Origin of the sequence: Curtobacterium sp. NPDC090217, from assembly GCF_044746705.1 — a bacterium.
GTDB lineage: Bacteria > Actinomycetota > Actinomycetes > Actinomycetales > Microbacteriaceae > Curtobacterium.
This window is the reverse complement of the sequence record NZ_JBIVCR010000004.1, coordinates 74145-92047: the sequence shown is the minus strand read 5'-3', so window position 1 is coordinate 92047 and position 17903 is coordinate 74145. Positions and strand designations below refer to the sequence as shown.

Annotated in this window: 15 protein-coding genes; 10 read left to right on the top strand and 5 right to left on the bottom strand. The window is 71.4% G+C overall.

Going from position 1 to position 17903, the window contains the following annotated elements:
* Nucleotides 1-61 precede the first annotated feature (61 nt).
* From ACIPJ2_RS14600 to ACIPJ2_RS14590, 3 genes are read left to right on the top strand one after another with little or no spacing between them, the layout of a single operon-like run.
* Complete coding sequence (locus ACIPJ2_RS14600; RefSeq protein ID WP_402729420.1) at nt 62-1132, top strand: outer membrane lipoprotein carrier protein LolA; 1071 nt, start codon at nt 62-64, stop codon at nt 1130-1132.
* Nucleotides 1129-2115 carry an ABC transporter ATP-binding protein gene (locus tag ACIPJ2_RS14595; RefSeq protein ID WP_402729419.1) on the top strand — a complete coding sequence of 329 codons (987 nt, stop codon included), beginning with the start codon at nt 1129-1131 and terminating at the stop codon, nt 2113-2115. The genes ACIPJ2_RS14600 and ACIPJ2_RS14595 overlap by 4 nt, the downstream gene beginning before the upstream one ends.
* Complete coding sequence (locus ACIPJ2_RS14590) at nt 2102-2956, top strand: ABC transporter permease (RefSeq protein WP_402729418.1); 855 nt, start codon at nt 2102-2104, stop codon at nt 2954-2956. The genes ACIPJ2_RS14595 and ACIPJ2_RS14590 overlap by 14 nt, the downstream gene beginning before the upstream one ends.
* Here the strand turns inward: ACIPJ2_RS14590 and ACIPJ2_RS14585 are convergent, their stop codons facing one another.
* From ACIPJ2_RS14585 to ACIPJ2_RS14565, 5 genes are all read right to left on the bottom strand, one after another.
* Nucleotides 2957-3976 carry an NADP-dependent oxidoreductase gene (locus ACIPJ2_RS14585; RefSeq protein ID WP_402729417.1) on the bottom strand — a complete coding sequence of 340 codons (1020 nt, stop codon included), beginning with the start codon at nt 3974-3976 and terminating at the stop codon, nt 2957-2959.
* Nucleotides 3977-4075: 99 nt separating this feature from the next.
* A complete protein-coding gene (locus ACIPJ2_RS14580) occupies nt 4076-4993 on the bottom strand; it encodes a metallophosphoesterase (RefSeq protein WP_402729416.1) in 918 nt (305 codons plus the stop codon).
* A 30-nt stretch (nt 4994-5023) separates the two neighbouring features.
* Nucleotides 5024-5428, bottom strand: a complete 405-nt coding sequence (locus ACIPJ2_RS14575; protein WP_402729415.1) for a hypothetical protein — start codon at nt 5426-5428, stop codon at nt 5024-5026.
* 97 nt (nt 5429-5525) lie between these two features.
* Entirely contained in the window at nt 5526-8036 is a 2511-nt protein-coding gene (locus tag ACIPJ2_RS14570) for a family 78 glycoside hydrolase catalytic domain (protein ID WP_402729414.1), read from the bottom strand.
* A 76-nt stretch (nt 8037-8112) separates the two neighbouring features.
* Nucleotides 8113-8958, bottom strand: coding sequence for a helix-turn-helix transcriptional regulator (locus tag ACIPJ2_RS14565; RefSeq protein WP_402729413.1), 846 nt, complete (start codon nt 8956-8958; stop codon nt 8113-8115).
* Nucleotides 8959-9093: 135 nt separating this feature from the next.
* Between ACIPJ2_RS14565 and ACIPJ2_RS14560 the strand changes: the two genes are divergently transcribed.
* The 7 genes from ACIPJ2_RS14560 (at nt 9094) to ACIPJ2_RS14530 (ending at nt 17871) form a co-directional block, all read left to right on the top strand.
* Nucleotides 9094-9285 (top strand): ferredoxin, encoded by a 192-nt coding sequence (locus tag ACIPJ2_RS14560; RefSeq protein ID WP_402729412.1) that lies wholly within the window; start codon nt 9094-9096, stop codon nt 9283-9285.
* Entirely contained in the window at nt 9282-10421 is a 1140-nt protein-coding gene (locus tag ACIPJ2_RS14555) for an NAD(P)/FAD-dependent oxidoreductase (protein WP_402729411.1), read from the top strand. Before ACIPJ2_RS14560 ends, ACIPJ2_RS14555 begins: the two co-directional genes overlap by 4 nt.
* Nucleotides 10422-10436: 15 nt before the next feature.
* Nucleotides 10437-11702 carry a cytochrome P450 gene (locus ACIPJ2_RS14550; protein ID WP_402729410.1) on the top strand — a complete coding sequence of 422 codons (1266 nt, stop codon included), beginning with the start codon at nt 10437-10439 and terminating at the stop codon, nt 11700-11702.
* Between the two features lie 116 nt (nt 11703-11818).
* Nucleotides 11819-13234 (top strand): ABC transporter substrate-binding protein, encoded by a 1416-nt coding sequence (locus ACIPJ2_RS14545; RefSeq protein ID WP_402729409.1) that lies wholly within the window; start codon nt 11819-11821, stop codon nt 13232-13234.
* Nucleotides 13231-14202: a carbohydrate ABC transporter permease gene (locus ACIPJ2_RS14540; protein WP_402729408.1), complete on the top strand. Its 972-nt coding sequence runs from the start codon at nt 13231-13233 to the stop codon at nt 14200-14202. Before ACIPJ2_RS14545 ends, ACIPJ2_RS14540 begins: the two co-directional genes overlap by 4 nt.
* The gene (locus tag ACIPJ2_RS14535) at nt 14199-15128 is read left to right on the top strand and encodes a carbohydrate ABC transporter permease (protein WP_402729407.1); all 930 of its coding nucleotides are present in this window, start codon (nt 14199-14201) and stop codon (nt 15126-15128) included. The genes ACIPJ2_RS14540 and ACIPJ2_RS14535 overlap by 4 nt, the downstream gene beginning before the upstream one ends.
* 16 nt (nt 15129-15144) lie before the next feature.
* Nucleotides 15145-17871 (top strand): family 78 glycoside hydrolase catalytic domain, encoded by a 2727-nt coding sequence (locus ACIPJ2_RS14530; protein WP_402729406.1) that lies wholly within the window; start codon nt 15145-15147, stop codon nt 17869-17871.
* The last annotated feature ends 32 nt before the right edge of the window (nt 17872-17903 follow it).

Here is a 17903-nt window from a genome sequence, read left to right as displayed (position 1 = left end):
CGGTTGCCGGACCTAGTGTGCTGACGACTCGAACGCGCCATCCGAGGAGAGGGAACCACCGATGAAGAAGTCCGCCTGGCTGCCAGCCGTCATCGCTCCGGTGGTCGTCGCCGGCGCCATCGCCGCTCCCGCCCTCGCCAACGCCACGAGCACCCCGCTCGCCGGATCGAACCCGACCGCCGCCGAGGTGATCGCCAGCGTCGCGAAGTCGTCGGACGCGCAGTACTCCGGCAAGCTCTCGCAGACGAGCGACCTCGGACTCCCTGAACTCCCCACCGGCTCCGGCGGGTCGTCGCTCGAAGGCAACGCCTCCGACGCGATCAGCATGCTGACGTCATCGCACACCGCCCGCGTGTACGCCGACGGTGCGACGAAGCAGCGCGTGCAAGTCACCGAGCAGCTCGCCGAGCAGGACCTGATCCGCAACGGCAGCGACGTGTGGACCTGGGACTCGAAGCAGCGCGAAGCCACGCACGTGACCCTGCCGTCCGACGCGCAGAAGTCGTTCGAGGACGGCACGGCGACCCCGTCGGACATCGCGACGAAGGCCATCGACGCGATCAGCCCGAGCACGAAGGTCGCGAAGCCGACCTCGACGACGGTCGCCGGGCACGACGCCTGGCAGCTCGTCCTCTCCCCGAAGTCGTCCGACACCCTCGTCGGGAGCGTGCAGCTCGCCGTGGACAAGCAGACCGGCCTGCCGCTCCGCGCGACGGTGCAGGCGAAGGGGCAGTCCGACCCGGCGTTCCAGGTGCGCTTCACGAGCCTGCAGTACGGCGCCCCGGCCGCCCGGCTCTTCGACTTCACCCCGCCGTCGAACGCGAAGGTCACCACGAAGGACCTCTCCGACGTGCCGACGGACCACGCGGGGACGGGCGAGCACGCGTTCGACCGCGCGGACGCACCGACCTTCTCTGGTTCGGGCTGGGACACCATCGCCGAACTCCCGGCGGGCACTGCGGACACCTCGTCCGCCGGCGCTGACGCGACCGCGCTCCTCGACCAGCTGACCAAGGCGGTCGACGGTGGCCGGGCGATCCAGACCTCGCTCGTGTCGGTCTACCTCACGGATGACGGCCGCGTCCTCGCGGGCGCCGTGCCGGTGTCCTCCCTGGTCGCCGCCGCGAAGTGAGCACGACCGAGCCCACGGCGGTGGACCCGGTCGACCAGGCGACCGCAGCGGACCTCGCGATCCGCACCACGGGCCTCCAGAAGGTCTTCCGCAAGCAGCGTGCGGTCGACGGCATCGACCTCGCCGTCCCCCGTGGATCCGTGTTCGGGTTCCTCGGGCCGAACGGATCCGGCAAGACGACCACCATCCGGATGCTCCTCGGGCTGTCGTCCGCGACCGCGGGGAGCATCGAGGTGCTCGGCGAGCCGATGCCCCGGGCGTTGCACACGGTGCTGCCGCGCGTCGGCGCGCTCGTCGAGGGACCGGCGTTCTACCCGTACCTGTCCGGCCGGGCGAACCTCAGCCGCTTCGACGCCGCCGACCCGACGTCCGACCCGCGCACCCGCAAGGCCCGCGTCGCCGGCGCACTCGACCGCGTCGGGTTGTCGCACGCCGCGGACAAGAAGGCGCACGCGTACTCGCTCGGCATGAAGCAGCGGCTGGGGCTGGCGAACGCGCTGCTCTCGCCCCGTGAACTCCTGGTGCTCGACGAACCGACGAACGGCCTCGACCCGCAGGGCACGCGAGAGGTCCGGAACCTCATCCGTTCCCTGGCGGACGACGGCACGACGGTGTTCGTGTCGAGTCACCTGCTGGCCGAGATCGAGCAGGTCTGCACGCACGCCGGGGTGATGCGCACCGGCAAGCTCGTCGCGCAGGGCACCCTCGACGAGCTCCGCTCCGCCGGCGCCCGCACGGTGACCGTCCGCACGCCGGACCTGGGTCAGGCGGGGTCGGTGCTCACCCGGCTCGGGCTCACCCCGCGGCACGAGGGCGGAGCAGACGTCCTCGTCGCCGACCTGCCGCACGAGGTCCTGCCGGAGACGATCGCGGCCGAACTCGTCCGTGCCGACGTCCGGATCCGCGGCCTCGCGGTCGGTGGCGGCACGCTCGAGGACCTCTTCGTCGCGCTCACCGGGGAGGGCTTCGATGTCGCAGCCTGAGACCGTCGCGACCGCACCTGCCCGGACGTCTCGTCCGTTCGCGTTGCTCGGCTCCGAACTGGCACTCGTGTTCCGGCGCCGCCGCACCTGGGCGATGCTCGGCGCACTGGCGTTGGTCCCGATCCTCATCGCCGTCGCCGTGCGGCTGACGACCGGCGACGACTCCGGCGGTCCGGCGTTCCTCGGTGACATCACGAACAACGGCCTGTTCGTGTCGTTCACGGCGCTCACGGTGTCGATCCCGCTGTTCCTGCCGCTGACCGTGGGCGTCGTCGCCGGCGACACCGTCGCGGGCGAGGCGAGCCACGGCACGATCCGGTACCTGCTCGTCGCCCCCACCGGACGCCTGCGGTTCATCCTCGTGAAGTACGCCGGAGCGGTCGCGTTCTGCCTCGCGGCGACGCTGCTGATCGTCATCGTCGGCGCGGCGATCGGTGCCGTGCTGTTCCCGATCGGACCGGTGACGCTGCTGTCCGGCACGCAGGTCGACGGATGGTCGTACGCAGGTCGGGCGCTGCTGCTCGCGCTCTACGTCACCCTGTCGATGCTCGGGCTGTCGGCGATCGGGCTCTTCGCGTCCACGCTGACGAACGTCCCGGTCGGCGCGATGGCCTCGACCGTCGTCCTCGCCGGCGTCTCCCAGGTCCTCGACCAGCTCCCGCAGCTCGACTGGCTGCACCCGTACCTGTTCTCACATCAGTGGCTCGGGTTCGGCGATCTGCTCCGCGACCCGATCGCCTTCGACTCGTTCGGCAGCAACGCCCTGCTGCAGCTCGGCTACGTCGCGGTGTTCGGCACGCTGGCGTACGGCCGGTTCGCCACGAAGGACGTCCTCAGCTGATCAGCTGGCCTCCGACCGCGGGACGGGGTCCCGCAGGTCGCGGGACTTCTCGGACTTGTACCAGTGCAGCCGCGACCCGGTCTCCACGGGCTGCATGCCGACGACGACCTTGCCGCGGGAGTGCATCTCGGCGAGGTCCTCGTACGCGTCGACGATGTACTCGAACGGGTAGTACCCGGAGATGATGAACTGCACCTTGTGTCGTTCGACCAGGTCGCCGAGCGTCGTGAGCATCTCGGCCGCCTCGGAGTCGTCGCCCGGTGCACGGAGGAACCGGATCTCGAGGTCTCGCCGGTCCTCGCTGGACACGAACCGGTTCTCCGCGACACCGAGTCGCTCCGCGAGCCCGGCGTTGTCCCCTCCGTCGAGGTTGTCGATGAAGGCGGTGATCGGCCGCCCCTCGGCGATCTCGGTGATGCGGCCTTCCTCACCGTCGCCGTAGGCCACCGGCAGCACGCCGATCTGCCGCAGGGCGTCGTGGTTGCGCGGGCTGCCGAGCCCGATGACGGTCGCACCGGCGTCGCGCGCGAGCTGGCACTCGATGTGACCGACGCCACCGGCAGCCGCACTGATCACGACGGTGTCGTCGGGCCCGAGCCGCAGGCCCCGCACGACGGACAGCGCCGTACAGCCGGCGAGGTACAGGCTCCCGGCCACCTCGAACGTCATCGTCGCGGGCTTCTTGACCACCGCGCCGCGGGGCACGTTGACCCACGTCGCGTGCGCTCCGCCGTGCGGCGCGTGGCCCATCACCTCGTCGCCGACGTGCAGGTCGCGGACCTCGGCACCGCGGGCTCGGACCACGCCGGCGAAGTCGACGCCCTGGTGTGCCGGGAACTCGAGGTCGATGAACTCCTGCAGGCGGCCCTCACGGAGGAACCGCTCGATGTGGTTCAGGCCCGCGACCGAGACCTCGACGACCACGTCGCCGGGGCCCGGCTCCGGCCGTTCCTGGTCGACGAGCTCGACGACGTCGAAGCCGCCGTAACGGTCGTACTGCACTGCACTGCCGGTTCGCATGACGCGCTCCTTCGGACGTTGTCGCACCGGCATACTCCGGCTGACGCGGAGGTTCCCGAACGTCCGGGGTACTGCCGCAGTGCTGCGCCCGGTAGCGCGTCAGCGCTTGCCGGCAGCGGCCACGATGCGCGCGACCGCGTCGGCGTCGTGGTGCACCGCGACCTGGTCGGCCCCGGCGACGGGCACACGTACGGGCGTCGACCACAGCGACCCGTCCTCGGCGATGTCCACGACGAGCGCACCGGTGCCGACGTACGCCGACTCCTCGCCGTACGCCCCGATGACGTCGGTGTCGTTCGCGACACCCGGCGCGACGAGCACCGGCACGCCGCCGACGCTCCCCGCGAAGTGGTGGTGGTAGTGCCCGGCGAGCACGACGCGCACGTCGGTGCCGCGGATGACGTCCGCGAGCGCCTCGGGGTTCTGCAGCCGGAGTGCCTCGTGCAGCGCGGTCGGGGCCGGGAGCGGCGGGTGGTGCAGCACGACGACCGAGCCGTACGGCGCACCGGACTCCTCGGCGAGCGCCGACCGGAGTCGGGTGCGTGACTCCTCGCTGACCTCGCCGTACCCGGCACCGGGGACGCTCGTGTCCACCGTGACGATCCGCCGGCCGGCCACGAGCGACTGCCCGAACACCGGGACCGTCGGCGGGTGGTACTCCATCGTGTGCATGAGCGGGCGGCCGCCCTCGCCGAGGACGTGCCCGTTGGCGAGGACCTGCCGGAACCCCTCGCGCTGGTCGTGGTTGCCGGGCACCGTGACGAGCGCGGCACCGTGACGCTCCGCCCAGCCGCCCGCGCGTTCGAGCAGGGCCGCGTAGGACTCGGGGGTCCCATCCTCGGAGACGTCTCCGGAGACGACCACGAGGCCGACGCCCTCGACGACGTCGAGCCGTTCGAGCAGGGCGTCGAGCGCGGCCGTCGTGTCGACGGTGCCCTGGTGCAGCGCTCCGTCCCCGGTGAGGTGTGTGTCGGACAGGTGCAGGACGCGGAGCGTGCCGGGAACGGGTGTCTGCATGTACCCGACCCTATTCGCGCCGCCGGCGCATCACCCGTCGATCGTGGCGAGGATCGCCGGGCGCTCCTGGGTGTCACCCTGGTCGACCCACGAGAGCACCTGTGCGCTGATCATGTCGGTCGACGGCGTGGTGTCGATCGCGAACGAGAGCGCCGAGCTCCATCGCTCCCCTGCTCCCACGCGCTTCGACACCGTCTGTCCGTCGACGCGCTCGTGGTCGTCCGCGGACCCGTGCCATGCCGTCGCGTCGACGACGACGTCGCGCGGCTCGGAACACGTCAGGTCGAACACGACGAGGCCGTGCACGTGGTCGGCTGTGGCGTCGAGCACCGTGCAGCCCGGTGCGTCCGGATCCGCGTGCGCCGGGGCCGCGGTGAGCAGCGCACCCGCGAGCACGGTCAGCAGGGCACCGGCGGTCAGGGTCTTCGGAAACATCGTCGTCCTCCTCGGATCAGTGATGTTCCACATGTTGCACGCCGAAGCACGAGCCCGTCAACGCCTGCACGGGACGCGCACGCTCAGAGCGTGCTCGTCAGTGCTTGCTCGTCAGTGCGTGCGTCCCCACCCCGAGCACCTCGGTCCGACCATCAGGCAGCCGGACCTCGGCCTCCGTCCCAGGGGGCACCGTGACCGACAACGACACGAATCCACCGGCCACCGCCCACCGGACAGCAGCCCCGCCGTACGGCGTCCGCACCGAGCACGACGCCGACCCCACCGGCCCGCACACCGTCGGCGCGACGAGGAACCGCCGCCACCCCGGCTCGAGCGGCCGGATCCCGGCGACGTACCCGGTCAGCCAGTCGTCGACCGTCCCGAGGAAGTAGTGCCCGTGCGATCGTGCCGCCAGGTCCCAGTGCTCGAATGTCGACGTCGCACCCGCCTCCCGCCACGCACCCCACGACGGCACGGTCGTCTGTCGCGCCACGGCGAGCGCCAGGGACGCGTACCCGGCGTCGGTGAGCACGGGCAGCAGCCACTTCGTGCCGATCGCCCCGGTGTCGAGGTGGTCGCCGCGCGCGCGGACGTCAGCGGCGAGTGCCGCCGCGACCGCCGGACGAGCGGACGAGGGCACCAGGTCGAACGCCAGCGCCAGCACCTGGTGCGATTGCCGGAAGCCCTCGTCGCCCGAACCCCGGACGGCACCGTCGACCAGGAACCGGGCAACGAACGCGTCCCGCACACGCGCGGCAGCAGCACGCGCCCAGGACGCGTCCCGCCCGAGCACCTCGTCCACCCGCGTGACGGTGTCGAGGATCCGGACGAGGAACGCCGTCGCCGGTACCCGGGAGTCCTCCGGCGGGTTGCCGCCACCGGGGTCCGTGCCCGGGGCGACCCAGTCACCGAGGATCGTGTCCGCGATGCCGTCCGGCGACCGGTCGACCTCGAACCGCGCGTAGGACTCCATCGCCTCGACGTGGCGCTCGAGCACCGAGACGTCGCCGGTGTGCCGGTACACGTCCCACGGCACGGTCACCAGCGCCGAGTGCCACACCGGAGCCCGCTCGTCCACGCCGAACACCCCGGCGTTCGGGGCGATGAGCGCCGGCGGATGCCCGGGCGAGGTCGTCTCCGCGAGGTCGCCGACCCACTTCGTGAGCACGTCGGCGGCGTCGAGGTTCGTCAGGAACATGTCCGCGCCGACCGCGGCGTCGCCGGTCCAGCCGTTCTTCTCGTACTTGGGGGTGTCGGTCGGGTACCCGTGCAGGTTGTTCTCCATGGTCCGCAGGGTCGCGTCGTGGATCCACTGCAGCAGGCCGTCGTCGACGGAGAAGGTGCTCGTGACCTCGGCGTCGGTGCGGACCACCCGCGCGGTGACGTCCGCCACGGTCGGCCCGAGCGGCTCCGGCCATCCGGACAGCTGCACGTACCGGAACCCCTTGTAGGAGAACCGCGGCTCCCACGAGGCCGCGTCCTCGTCGAGCGTCACCTCGTCGGTCTGGAAGCCGTCGGCGAAGTAGTGCTTCTCGTCGTCGGCGTTCGGCAGGCCGTCCGGACGCAGCCGTTCGCCGTACCGGATCCGCACCGTTGCGCCAGCGGCTCCGGCGGGCAGCCGCAGCTGCACCCAGCCGGCGACGACCCGGGGGAACGTGACGACCCACTCCCCCGGAGCCGCCTGGGTGATCGCGGTCGGCCGGAGCTCCTGGACGACCCGGATCGGTTGCTCGGCTCGTGCCTCGAGCGCGCCGGCCGGACCGGTCACGACGACGGCGGGCAACGCCGGCGCGGCGAGCGGTCGGCCGGGGCGTCGGCGCAGGTCGTGCACCTCACCTCCGTACAGGTCGTCCAGGAGGATCGTCCCGCGCCGCGCGGTCCAGTCCGGACCGGTGCGGATCACGTCCACCGCCCCGTCCTCGCGTTCCAGCCGCAGGACCGCGCGGACGCGCGGCTCCGCATGCCACGGCGCGCGCTCCCACGCCCAGACGTTCGCGTTGGTCATCCCGTAGAACCCGCGGCCGAGTTCGAGGCCGAGCAGGTGTTCCGCCCCGTCGGCGAGCTCGGCGGTGACGTCGTGCACGACGACCTGCACGCGGCGGTCCCAGTGCGTCGTGGTGGGCGACAGGACCTCGTCCGAGGCCAGGCGTCCGTCGATCCGGACGTCGACGTGTCCGCCGGCAGCCACCGCCAGGAGCGCTCGGCGGACCGGGGCAGCCGCGTGCACCTGGGCCTCGAGCACCGGGGCGGCGAGAGCCCCGTCGTGGCATCGCTCGCGGGGCGCCGGGCCGGCGTCCTCGACGCCGGGCGCCGTGACCCACTCGGCACCCCGCCACGCGTCGTCGTCGACGGGAGTGGGGGTGAACCGGCCGTGCTCGGAGGTGACCGTCGCGCCCGACTCGATCCGAGCCTCCCAATCGTGTTCCCGCCACGGTGCGAACCGGAGACCGGTCGGCGACGTGCCCCACGGTTCGACGCTCCGGATGCGGCCGGAGTCCCAGACGACCGCGTCGCCGTCCCGGACCACGAGACGGAACGCCGTCTGCGGGCTGGTGACGGGCCAGGTGAACCGGACACGGCCGTCGACCTCGGTCGCCAGGGGCTCCATCGCTCCTCCATCCGCCGACACCGCCGTGCGCTCAGCGTCTGAAACGATTCACGGAAGGCGACTGCATTGTCAAGCGTCATGGACGGATCTGTTCGAGCCCGTACCGGCTGGGCGGTGTTCCGAAGGTGGCACGGAACACCCGTGAGAAGTAGAGCTGGTCCTCGAACCCGACGGCACGGGCGACCTCGCCGACCCGGAGTCCGCTCGACCGCAGCATCTCGGCCGCCTCCCGCATCCGCACCGAGCGGACCCAGGCGCTCGCGGATGTCCCGAGGTGCGCGGCGAACAGCCGACCGGCGGTGGACACGCTGCACCCGCCGGCCGCCGCGATCTCGGCGACGGGGAGCGGCCGGTCGAGGTTCCGACGGACGTGGGCGGTCATCAGCTCGAGCGCTGCCGGTACCGCCGCGTCCCCGGCTGCGTCGAGCCCGTCCTCGGCGACGAAGAGCGCGCCGAGTGCACGTGACACCCCCTCGTCGAAGGGACCGTCACCGAACCGCTCGACCGTGTACCCGCCGAGCGAGGCGATCCGTCGTGCCGTGGACGTGGTCGCCGCGGACTGCCGCGGTCGACCGGGGTCGCCGCGACGATCGCCGGCGTCGTGGAGCGGGTCACCCGGTTGGTGCGCGACCGCCGGCAGCACCGGGGTCGACCGGTCGTGCCGTGGGACGACGTGCACGGTCCCCAGGCGGAACGGCGCTCGGTCGTCGGCGAGGTACTCGACGTCGTGGCCCCACGGCAGCCGCAGGACGGACCCCGACGTCAGCGTGAACCGGTCACCGCAGGAGCGCACCGTGCCCGTCCCGGCGAGCGCCCAGAGGAAGCAGACGCTCAGGACGCGCTCGTGCCTGATCCGCTCACCCGCGCGGAAGCGGTACCAGTTGGCGGCGACCACCGCGGGACCCTCGGTCATTGTGTCCATACGGTGAGCGTATTGCGCGCCATCCCTGACCGAGATGTCCATGTTCTGCGGATCACGCCCATGCCGCGTACCACCCGGCGAGCCCTAGCGTCGGGTGCACCGGTCGACGCGGACCGGACGACGACAGGAGACACGATGCGCATCATCGCCGACACCAGTGCATGCGTCGGAGCGGGGCAGTGTGCCCTCGTCGCCGGCGAGCTCTTCGACCAGGACGACGACGGCATCGTCGAGCTCCTCGTCGACGTGCCGGACGCCGCGGACGAGCCGGCAGCACGTCGGGCAGCTGCGCTCTGCCCGGCGCGTGCCATCACGATCAAGGAATGAGGGTGCACGTCGTCGTGGTCGGTGCCGGTGTCGCCGGGGTGACCTGCGCCGAGGCACTCCGTGCGGCGGGACACGACGGCCCGATCACCCTCGTCGGCGCCGAACCGCACGCCCCGTACGCCCGGCCGCCGCTCTCGAAGCAGGTCCTCGACGGCTCGTGGGACCCCTCGCGCTCCGTGCTCCGGACGGTCGCGGAACTCGACGGCCTCGACGTCACGCTCCGCTCCGGCGCCACCGCGACCGCACTCGATCCGGAGGCGCACGTCGTGACCGTCGACGGAGCCCGACTGCACTACGACGCCCTCGTCATCGCGACCGGTGTCGAGCCCGTCCGGCCCGAGCTGCCGGGGATCGAGCACGCGTTCGTCCTGCGGACCCTCGACGACGCCGTCGCGCTGCGGTCCGCATGGGCGCGCGCCGAGCGTGTCGTCGTCATGGGGACGGGCGTGCTCGGATCCGAGATCGCGTCCGCAGCCCGACACCATGGCCACGAGGTCGCCCTCGTCGGTCGGAGCGGCCGGCTGTCGTTCGGCACCGTCGGCACGCTGCTGTCCGAACGGCTCGCCGAGCTGCACCGCGACAACGGTGTGGACTTGCGCGCCGACGCCGGTGCACGCAGGGTCGCGACCGACGGCCTGGTCCTCGGCGGCGGTTCCGTCCTCCGAGCGGATCTCGTCGTGGCGGCCACCGGCGGACACCCCAGGACATCGTGGCTCGCCGCATCGGGGCTCACCGTGCGGGACGGGGTGTGCTGCGACGACCACGGCAGGGCCGCACCCGACGTGTACGCGATCGGCGACGTCGCACGCTGGACGGACCCCGTGACCGGCCGATCGACGCGCATCGAGCACCAGACGAACGCCATCGAGCAAGCACTGTCGGTCGCCGCGACGATCACCGCGGCCGAACCGCTCCCCGCGCCGATCCCGTTCTTCTGGTCGGAGGTGCACGGCGTCCGCATCCAGGCCGTCGGCACGTTCGACCCCGCACGCCCACTGGACCCGTGGCAGGAGGACAGCGACGTGCTCGTCCAACGCGACGGGGCGGTCGCCACCGGCGTCGTCGGCTGGGGCGCACCCCGTGCCTTCCGCCGAGCCCGGGCCGAACTCGTCCGACCCGTCCCCGCCCACGCCTGACTCCTGGAGACCTCCATGTCCGGATGCCCCTTCCACGCCGTCACCCTCCCCGGCGACGGCACGCCGCTCACCCCGTCGCCCGACTTCGCCGAGTGGCGCGACCAGGCACCAGCCGTGCCACTCGCGTACGACGACGGGCACGTCGGGCTCATCGTCACCCGCTACGACGCCGCCCGGGCGATCCTGGCCGACCCGCGGTTCAGTCAGGTGCCGCACCGGATGCCGCGCGGACCGGCACGCCCGCACGACGCCGTCGACGGGGCCGCCGCCGACGCCGCCGGGGCCGCCGTCCCGGCCACACGGACCCCGGATCCGCTCGACGACGCCGCCCGCCGGTCGATCGACGCCGCGAACCTGCTCGCACTCGACGGCGCCGTGCACCAGCGCATGCGCCGCGGCGTCACCGCGCGCTTCTCGGTCAAGCAGGTGCGCCAGCGCGGCCCCGAGGTGCACGATCGCGTCGCGAGGCACCTGCACCGGCTGCTCGCCCACGACGGGCCCGTCGACCTCTTCTCGGAGTACGCGCAGCCGATCGCCGCCGAGACCCACTGCAGCGTGATCGGCGTGCACGAGGACCGCGTGCCCGAGTTCGTCGAGCACTTCGTCCGGGGTTCGAGCACGCAGGCCAGGTTCGAATTCATCCGCTCCGTGGTCGACGCCCGCGCGGCGGACCCGGGCGAGGACGTCATCACCGACCTGCTCGCCTCGGACTTCTCTCGCGTCGAGGTCGAGGGGCTCGTCTTCCAGCTGATGAGCGCCGGGCACGACTCCGTGGCGTACCTCATCGCCACCGCGACGGTGGCACTGCTGACGAACCCGGAGCAGCTCGCGCGGCTCCGAGCCGACCCGGAGCGGGTGGGTCCGGCGATCGAGGAGTTCATGCGGACCGGTGCGATGTTCCTCACGCTGTTCCCGCGCACCGCGACCGAGGACGTCGAGATCGAGGGGGTGGCCGTCGCCGCCGGGCAGACGGTCTCCGTGTCACCGGTCGGGGCGAACCGGGACCCTCGGCGATTCGAGGACCCCGAGCGCTTCGACGTCGAGCGGGACGCCTTCGGGCACCTCGGGTTCGGGCACGGGCCCCACGGCTGCATCGGCCAGCAGCTCGCGCGCGCCGAGATCCGGGAGGCGATCACGCAGCTGGTCACCGGCGCCCCCGACCTGCAGCTCGTCGACGCCGAACAGCTCCGGCCGATGCCGTTCGCAAACCCCGTAGCGACGTACGAGGCGGGCGCCGTGCTCGTGAAAACCAACCGCACTTCAATTTCTCCATCATTCTGATGTAACCCTGGCGCTCACGACGACGAATGGCGTACATTCATCGCCAACCACCTGTTCTGAAACGATTCAGTACTCGGTGGTTCCCGATCTTCAACGACGACGACCGGAGGTACTCGATGACGAGCCGACCACCACACCCGCCCACCAGGCCCGCGGCACGCGACGTGTCGAGACGGGCGTTCCTCGCAGCCATCGCGGCCGGCACCGCGACGATCGGCCTCGCCGGCTGCACCGTGATCTCCGGCGGCGCCGTCGCGGACGACCAGCAGGGCCTCAGGCTCAGCAAGGACCCGGCACCGGGCCGCGCGCACGTCGTCGAGATGTACAACATCTGGGGCGGCACGCTCGGCAACGCCTGGGTCGAGCTCGCCGACCTCTACGAGCAGTCGCAGTCGCACACCGGCGTCCGGGTCACCTACGCGCCGCTGTCCGGCAACACGCAGATCCGTCTGCAGACCGCCATCGCCGCGGGCACCCCGCCGGACCTGGCATTCTGCACCCCAGAGGAGTACCCGCAGTTCGCGGGCTACGGCGTCGTCGAGCCACTCGGTGCCCGGATCGCGGCCGCCGGCCTCGGTGCGGCCGACTTCGCACCGGCGGTGTGGAAGCAGATGACGGCCACGGACGACATCTACGCGATGCCGGTGCTCGTCGACGTGAACTTCCCGATGTTCTGGAACAAGAAGGTCTTCGCGTCGGCCGGCCTCGACCCCGAGACCCCGCCGAAGACCATCGACGAGCTCGAGGCGTTCTCGGACAAGATCCTGCAGAAGCGCGGCAACCAGGTCACCCGGATCGGGACCGTGCCGTGGGACTACTACGGCTTCAGCAACTCGATGTTCACGTTCGGCTTCGCGTTCGGCGGGAAGTTCATGAGCGACGACAACATGGAGGCCACCCCCGACGACCCGAACATCGTCCAGGCGCTCCAGTGGATGGTCGACTACGCGAAGAAGGTCGGCGGCGCGAGCCACCTGTCCGTCACCAGCCCGTCGCAGACCCTGCCGACGATCGCGAGCGGCAACGTCGGCATGGCGCCGATGACGACGACGGACGCGCAGAACGTCTACCGGAGCGGGGACAAGGCGAAGGTCGAACTCGGCGCGACGCTCTTCCCCTACGCGGAGGGGCTCGGCTCTCCTGGGAGCGCGACCTGGCTCGGCGGCTACGACCTCTTCATCCCGAAGGGCTCCAAGGAGCACGACTCCGCGTGGGACTTCCTGCAGTTCGCGACCATCTCGGACGCGGGTACGCAGTCGAACTTCGAGTACGGCACCCTGCTCCCCGGCTGGTCCGACTCCCCCGTCCTGGCGGAGTTCCAGAAGGACCCGAACATCGCCGTCTACCGCGAGGGCCTCCTCACCGCGAAGAACATCCGCCCGACGATCCCCGTCGCGAGCACCTACGCGACCGCGCTCGACATCCAGGTGAGCTCGGCCATCTACGGCCAGATCACCCCGGAGCGCGCCCTGGCCAAGGTCAAGGCCTCGGTCAACGCCGCGTTCGACGAATTCCGGAAGGAGAACTCGTGAGCGTCACACGGAGCATCACGACACGGGGTCCGAAGCCCCGCGGGACATCATGGCTCACCCACTGGATCCCCCGGACGAAGCGGCAGCGCGCCACCTTCGGGTGGGGGCTGTTCTTCACCGCACCGGCGATCATCGGCCTCGTCGTCTTCACCGGCGGTCCGATCATCACGAGCGCCGTCAACAGCTTCACGAACGCGAACCTGCTCGGCGGCACGAAGCAGTGGATCGGGTGGCAGAACTACACGCAGCTCTTCGCCGACGACCAGTGGTGGTTGTCCCTCGGGAACACCCTGTTCCTCACGGTGATCTCGGTGCCCCTCAGCATCGCGGTCGCCCTCGGCCTCGCGCTGCTGCTCAACCTCCGGGTGAAGGGCCTCGGCATCTACCGGGTGATCTTCTTCATCCCGTCCATCGTCCCGATCGTCGCCAGCGCGGTCATCTGGGCGTACGTCCTCAACCCGCAGTACGGCGTGATCAACAACGTCCTGAGCATCTTCGGCATCCAGGGGCCCGGCTGGCTCTCCGACCCCGCGTGGTCGAAGCCGGCGCTCATCCTGTTCGGCCTGTGGGGCGTCGGGAACCTCATGGTGATCCTGCTCGCCGGGCTGCAGGGCGTCCCGCAGGACCTCCTCGAACAGGCGTCCCTCGACGGTGCCGGGGCCTGGCAGAAGTTCCGGAACGTGACCGTGCCGTTCATCAGCCCGCAGCTGCTGTTCGCGACGATCACCGGCCTGATCGCCGGGTTCCAGTACTTCACCCAGGCGTTCGTGATGACCGGCGGCTACGGCGACCCGGCCGGCTCCACACTCGTGTCCGGCGTGTACCTGTACCAGTCGGCGTTCTACCACTACCAACTCGGCTACTCGAGCGCGGTCGGATGGGTGCTCTTCGTGATCATCGCCATCGTCTCGATCCTGGCGTACCGCATCATGGGCCGCCGCGTGTACTACGGAGGCGAAGCACGATGACCGCGATCGAGAACCCCACGGCGGCCGCCGCCGTCGCCGGCGAACCGCGCGGGTCGGTCAACCCGACCCGCCCCGTCCCGAAGCACCGCAAGCTCACGTGGCCCCGCATCGCCGAGGCCATCGCGAAGCACGCCGTCCTCATCGTCCTCAGCGTCGTGTTCCTGATGCCGCTGATCTGGATGGTCACCGGGTCGTTCAAGACCCAGGCGGACATCGGCGCGTTCCCGGTGAAGTGGTTCCCGGACACCATCACGACGGGCAACTACACGTACGGCCTGCAGGCGTTCCCGCTGCTGCAGTACTTCTGGAACACCCTCGTGATCTGCGTGCCGTCGATGATCGGCGCCGCGCTGTCGAGCGCGATGGTCGGCTACGGCGTCTCCCGCATCCGGTGGCCGTGGCGGAACGGGATCTTCACGATCCTCATCGCGACGATGATGGTGCCGTTCTACGTGACGATGGTCCCGCTGTTCGTGGCCTACCGCGACGTCGGCTGGACGGGCACGTACCTGCCGCTCATCGTCCCGACGTTCTTCGGCATCCCGTTCTTCATCTTCCTGATGCGACAGTTCTTCCTCGGCATCCCTGATGCCCTCACCGACGCCGCGAGGATCGACGGCGCCGGGGAGCTCCGCATCTTCGTCCAGGTGATCCTGCCGCTCTGCAAGCCGGCACTCGCCGCGGTGATGCTCTTCCAGTTCCTCGCCTCGTGGAGCGACCTGCTCGGGCCGCTGCTGTACCTCACGAAGTCGAGCCAGTACACGCTGTCGCTCGGCCTGACGTTCTTCCAGGGAGCGCAGGGCGACACCGCCACCGGCCCGCTGATGGCCGTCTCGACCATCATCCTCATCCCCATCGTGGTCCTGTTCTTCTTCGCCCAGAAGACGTTCATCCAGGGCATCACGATGTCCGGGATCAAGGACTGACCGAAAGGACCCCCGCATGACCGACACGACGACAGCATCCGCCCGACGCGTGGCTGGTTCCGAGACTGACGGGCGCGTCCCGCTCGACGGCGACGCGAAGCGTCGCGCGGGACGCGCCGACCGAGCCTGCGAGGGAGGCGGCTCGGCTCCCACGGGACCGCTCGCCCCGACCGGGCTCCGCGTCGAACACCTCCGCGACCCGCTCGGGATCGGCACGGCCGAGCCGCGGCTCTCGTGGTACCTCCCCGAGGCCGGACCCGGTTGGGAACCAGGGCTCGCCGAGGTCGAACTCGTCGAACGCTCGGCCGGCACCGACGCCGGCGCCGTCGCCGAGGTGGACGCCTCCGGGGTCCTCGTCCCGTGGCCGTTCGCCCCGCTCGCGTCCCGCGAACGCGCCGTGTGGCGGGTCCGCACCACGGCGGTGGACGGCTCCGTGACGGACTGGAGCGAGCCCCTGGAGGTCGAGGCGGGCCTCCTGTCCGACACCGACTGGACCGCCTCGTTCGTCGCCGCGCCGTGGCGGGAGAACACCCGCGTCGACCAGGCGCCGCCGATCCTGCGGCGCGAGGTGACGCTGCGCGGCGACGTCGTCCGCGCCCGGCTCGCGGTGGCGAGCCTCGGTCTCCACGAGGTCACCGTCGACGGCGTCCGCGTCGGTGACGCGGAGCTCGCACCTGGATGGACCTCCTTCGGACACCGGGTCCGCTACCTGGTGCACGACGCGACCGAGCACCTGGCCGGCGGTCCGCGGACGGTCGCACTCGGCGCTCGTCTCGCCGACGGCTGGTACCGCGGCCGGATCACCTGGGACGACCGTGTCCGCAACGTGTACGGCGACCGATTGGCGCTCATCGCCCAGCTCGAGGTCGAGTACGCCGACGGCTCCACGGAGACCTTCGGCACCGATGACTCCTGGCGCGCCGCGCGCGGCGGGATCCTGCTCTCCGGACTCTACGACGGAGAGAAGTGGGACGGCAGGGTCGAACCCGACGGTTGGCAGACCGTCGGGTTCGACGACGCCGCATGGGACGCGGTCGAGGTGCTCGACGCTCCCGCCGCGGCACTCGTCCCCTTCGACGGCCCCGTGGTGCGCGTGGTCGAGGAGATCGAACCGGTGTGGTCGCGCCGCTGGGACGCCGGGGCGATCCAGCTCGACTTCGGGCAGAACCTCCCCGGTCGGTTGAAGATCCGCAACCACCCCGTCGGGCCGTTCGGCGTCACGCTGCGGCACGCCGAGGTGATGCAGGACGACGAACTCGCGACCCGCCCACTGCGCACCGCGAAGGCCACCGACGTGTTCTACTCGGGGCCGGGAGACGACGGCGAGGGGTCGTGGGAGCCGCGCTTCACGGTGCACGGGTTCCGCTACGCCGAGGTCGAGGGCTGGCCCGTGTCCTCCTTCGAGCCCGGGGACGTCGTCGCGCAGGTGGTGCACACCGACATGCGGCGCACCGGGTGGTTCCGCTGCTCGGACCCGCGGCTCGAGCAGCTGCACGAGAACGTCGTCTGGTCGATGCGCGGCAACTTCGTCGACGTCCCGACCGACTGCCCGCAGCGTGACGAGCGACTCGGGTGGACCGGGGACCTGCAGGTGTTCACGCCGACGGCCGCGTTCCTCTACGACTGCGCCGGGGTGCTCCGGTCGTGGCTCAGGGACCTGGCGCTCGAGCAGCGCGAGGACGGCGGCGTGCCGTTCTTCGTGCCGACACTCCCCGACTCCGACCCGGCCGGGCACCACGCGGCGGTCTGGGGCGACGCGGCGACGCTCACTCCGTGGGGACTGTTCCAGGCGTTCGGCGACCGCGGGCTCCTCGAGGACCAGTGGGCTTCGGCGAAGGCCTGGGTCGACGGCGTGCTCGCTTCCGGGGACGAGGACCTCGTCCGGGTCGACGGCTTCGAGTTCGGCGACTGGCTCGACCCGCTCGCGCCGCCGGAGGACGCGGCAGCAGCCAAGGCCGACAAGTACTGCCTGGCGACGGCGTACTCGTACCGGTCGACGTCGGTGCTGGCGGCGTGGGCGGCCGAGCTCGGGAACACCTCCGATGCCGCGTCGTACGCGGAGACCGCGGCGCGGATCAAGGCGTCGTGGCAGGCGCGGTTCCTGACGCCCTCCGGCACCGTCATCGACGACTCGCAGGCGTCGTCGGCGATCGCGATCGTGTTCGGGCTGGTCGACGCGGACGGCCCGGTCGGGGCCCGGCTGTCGGAGCTCGTGCGGTCGAACGGGCACCGCATCGGCACCGGGTTCGCCGGGACGCCGGTGGTCTGCGACGCGCTGCTCCTCGCCGGGCACCTCGACGACGCGTACGCGATGCTCCTGCAGGACGAGTGCCCGTCGTGGCTCTACCCGCTCACGCAGGGCGCGACGACGATCTGGGAGCGCTGGGACTCGCTGCTGCCTGATGGCCGGGTGAACTCGGGCGGGATGACGTCGTTCAACCACTACGCGCTCGGGTCCGTCGCGGACTTCATGCACCGCGTCGTCGCCGGCATCGCCCCCGCTGCCCCCGGGTACGCGGCGATCCGCTTCGCGCCGAGACCAGGCGGCGGTCTGACGAGCGCAGGGGCGACGCTCGACACCCCACGGGGCCAGGCCGCGATCGACTGGTCGGTGTCCGACGGCACGCTGTCGGTCACCGTCACGGTGCCGGTCGGGGCGACGGCCGTGCTCGACCTCCCCGGTGCGGAGCCCGTCGAGCTCTCGCACGGCACGTGGGAGTCGACGGTGCCGTTCGACGCGTGACCCGGGCGGCGGGCTGGTCCAGCGGGCACGTC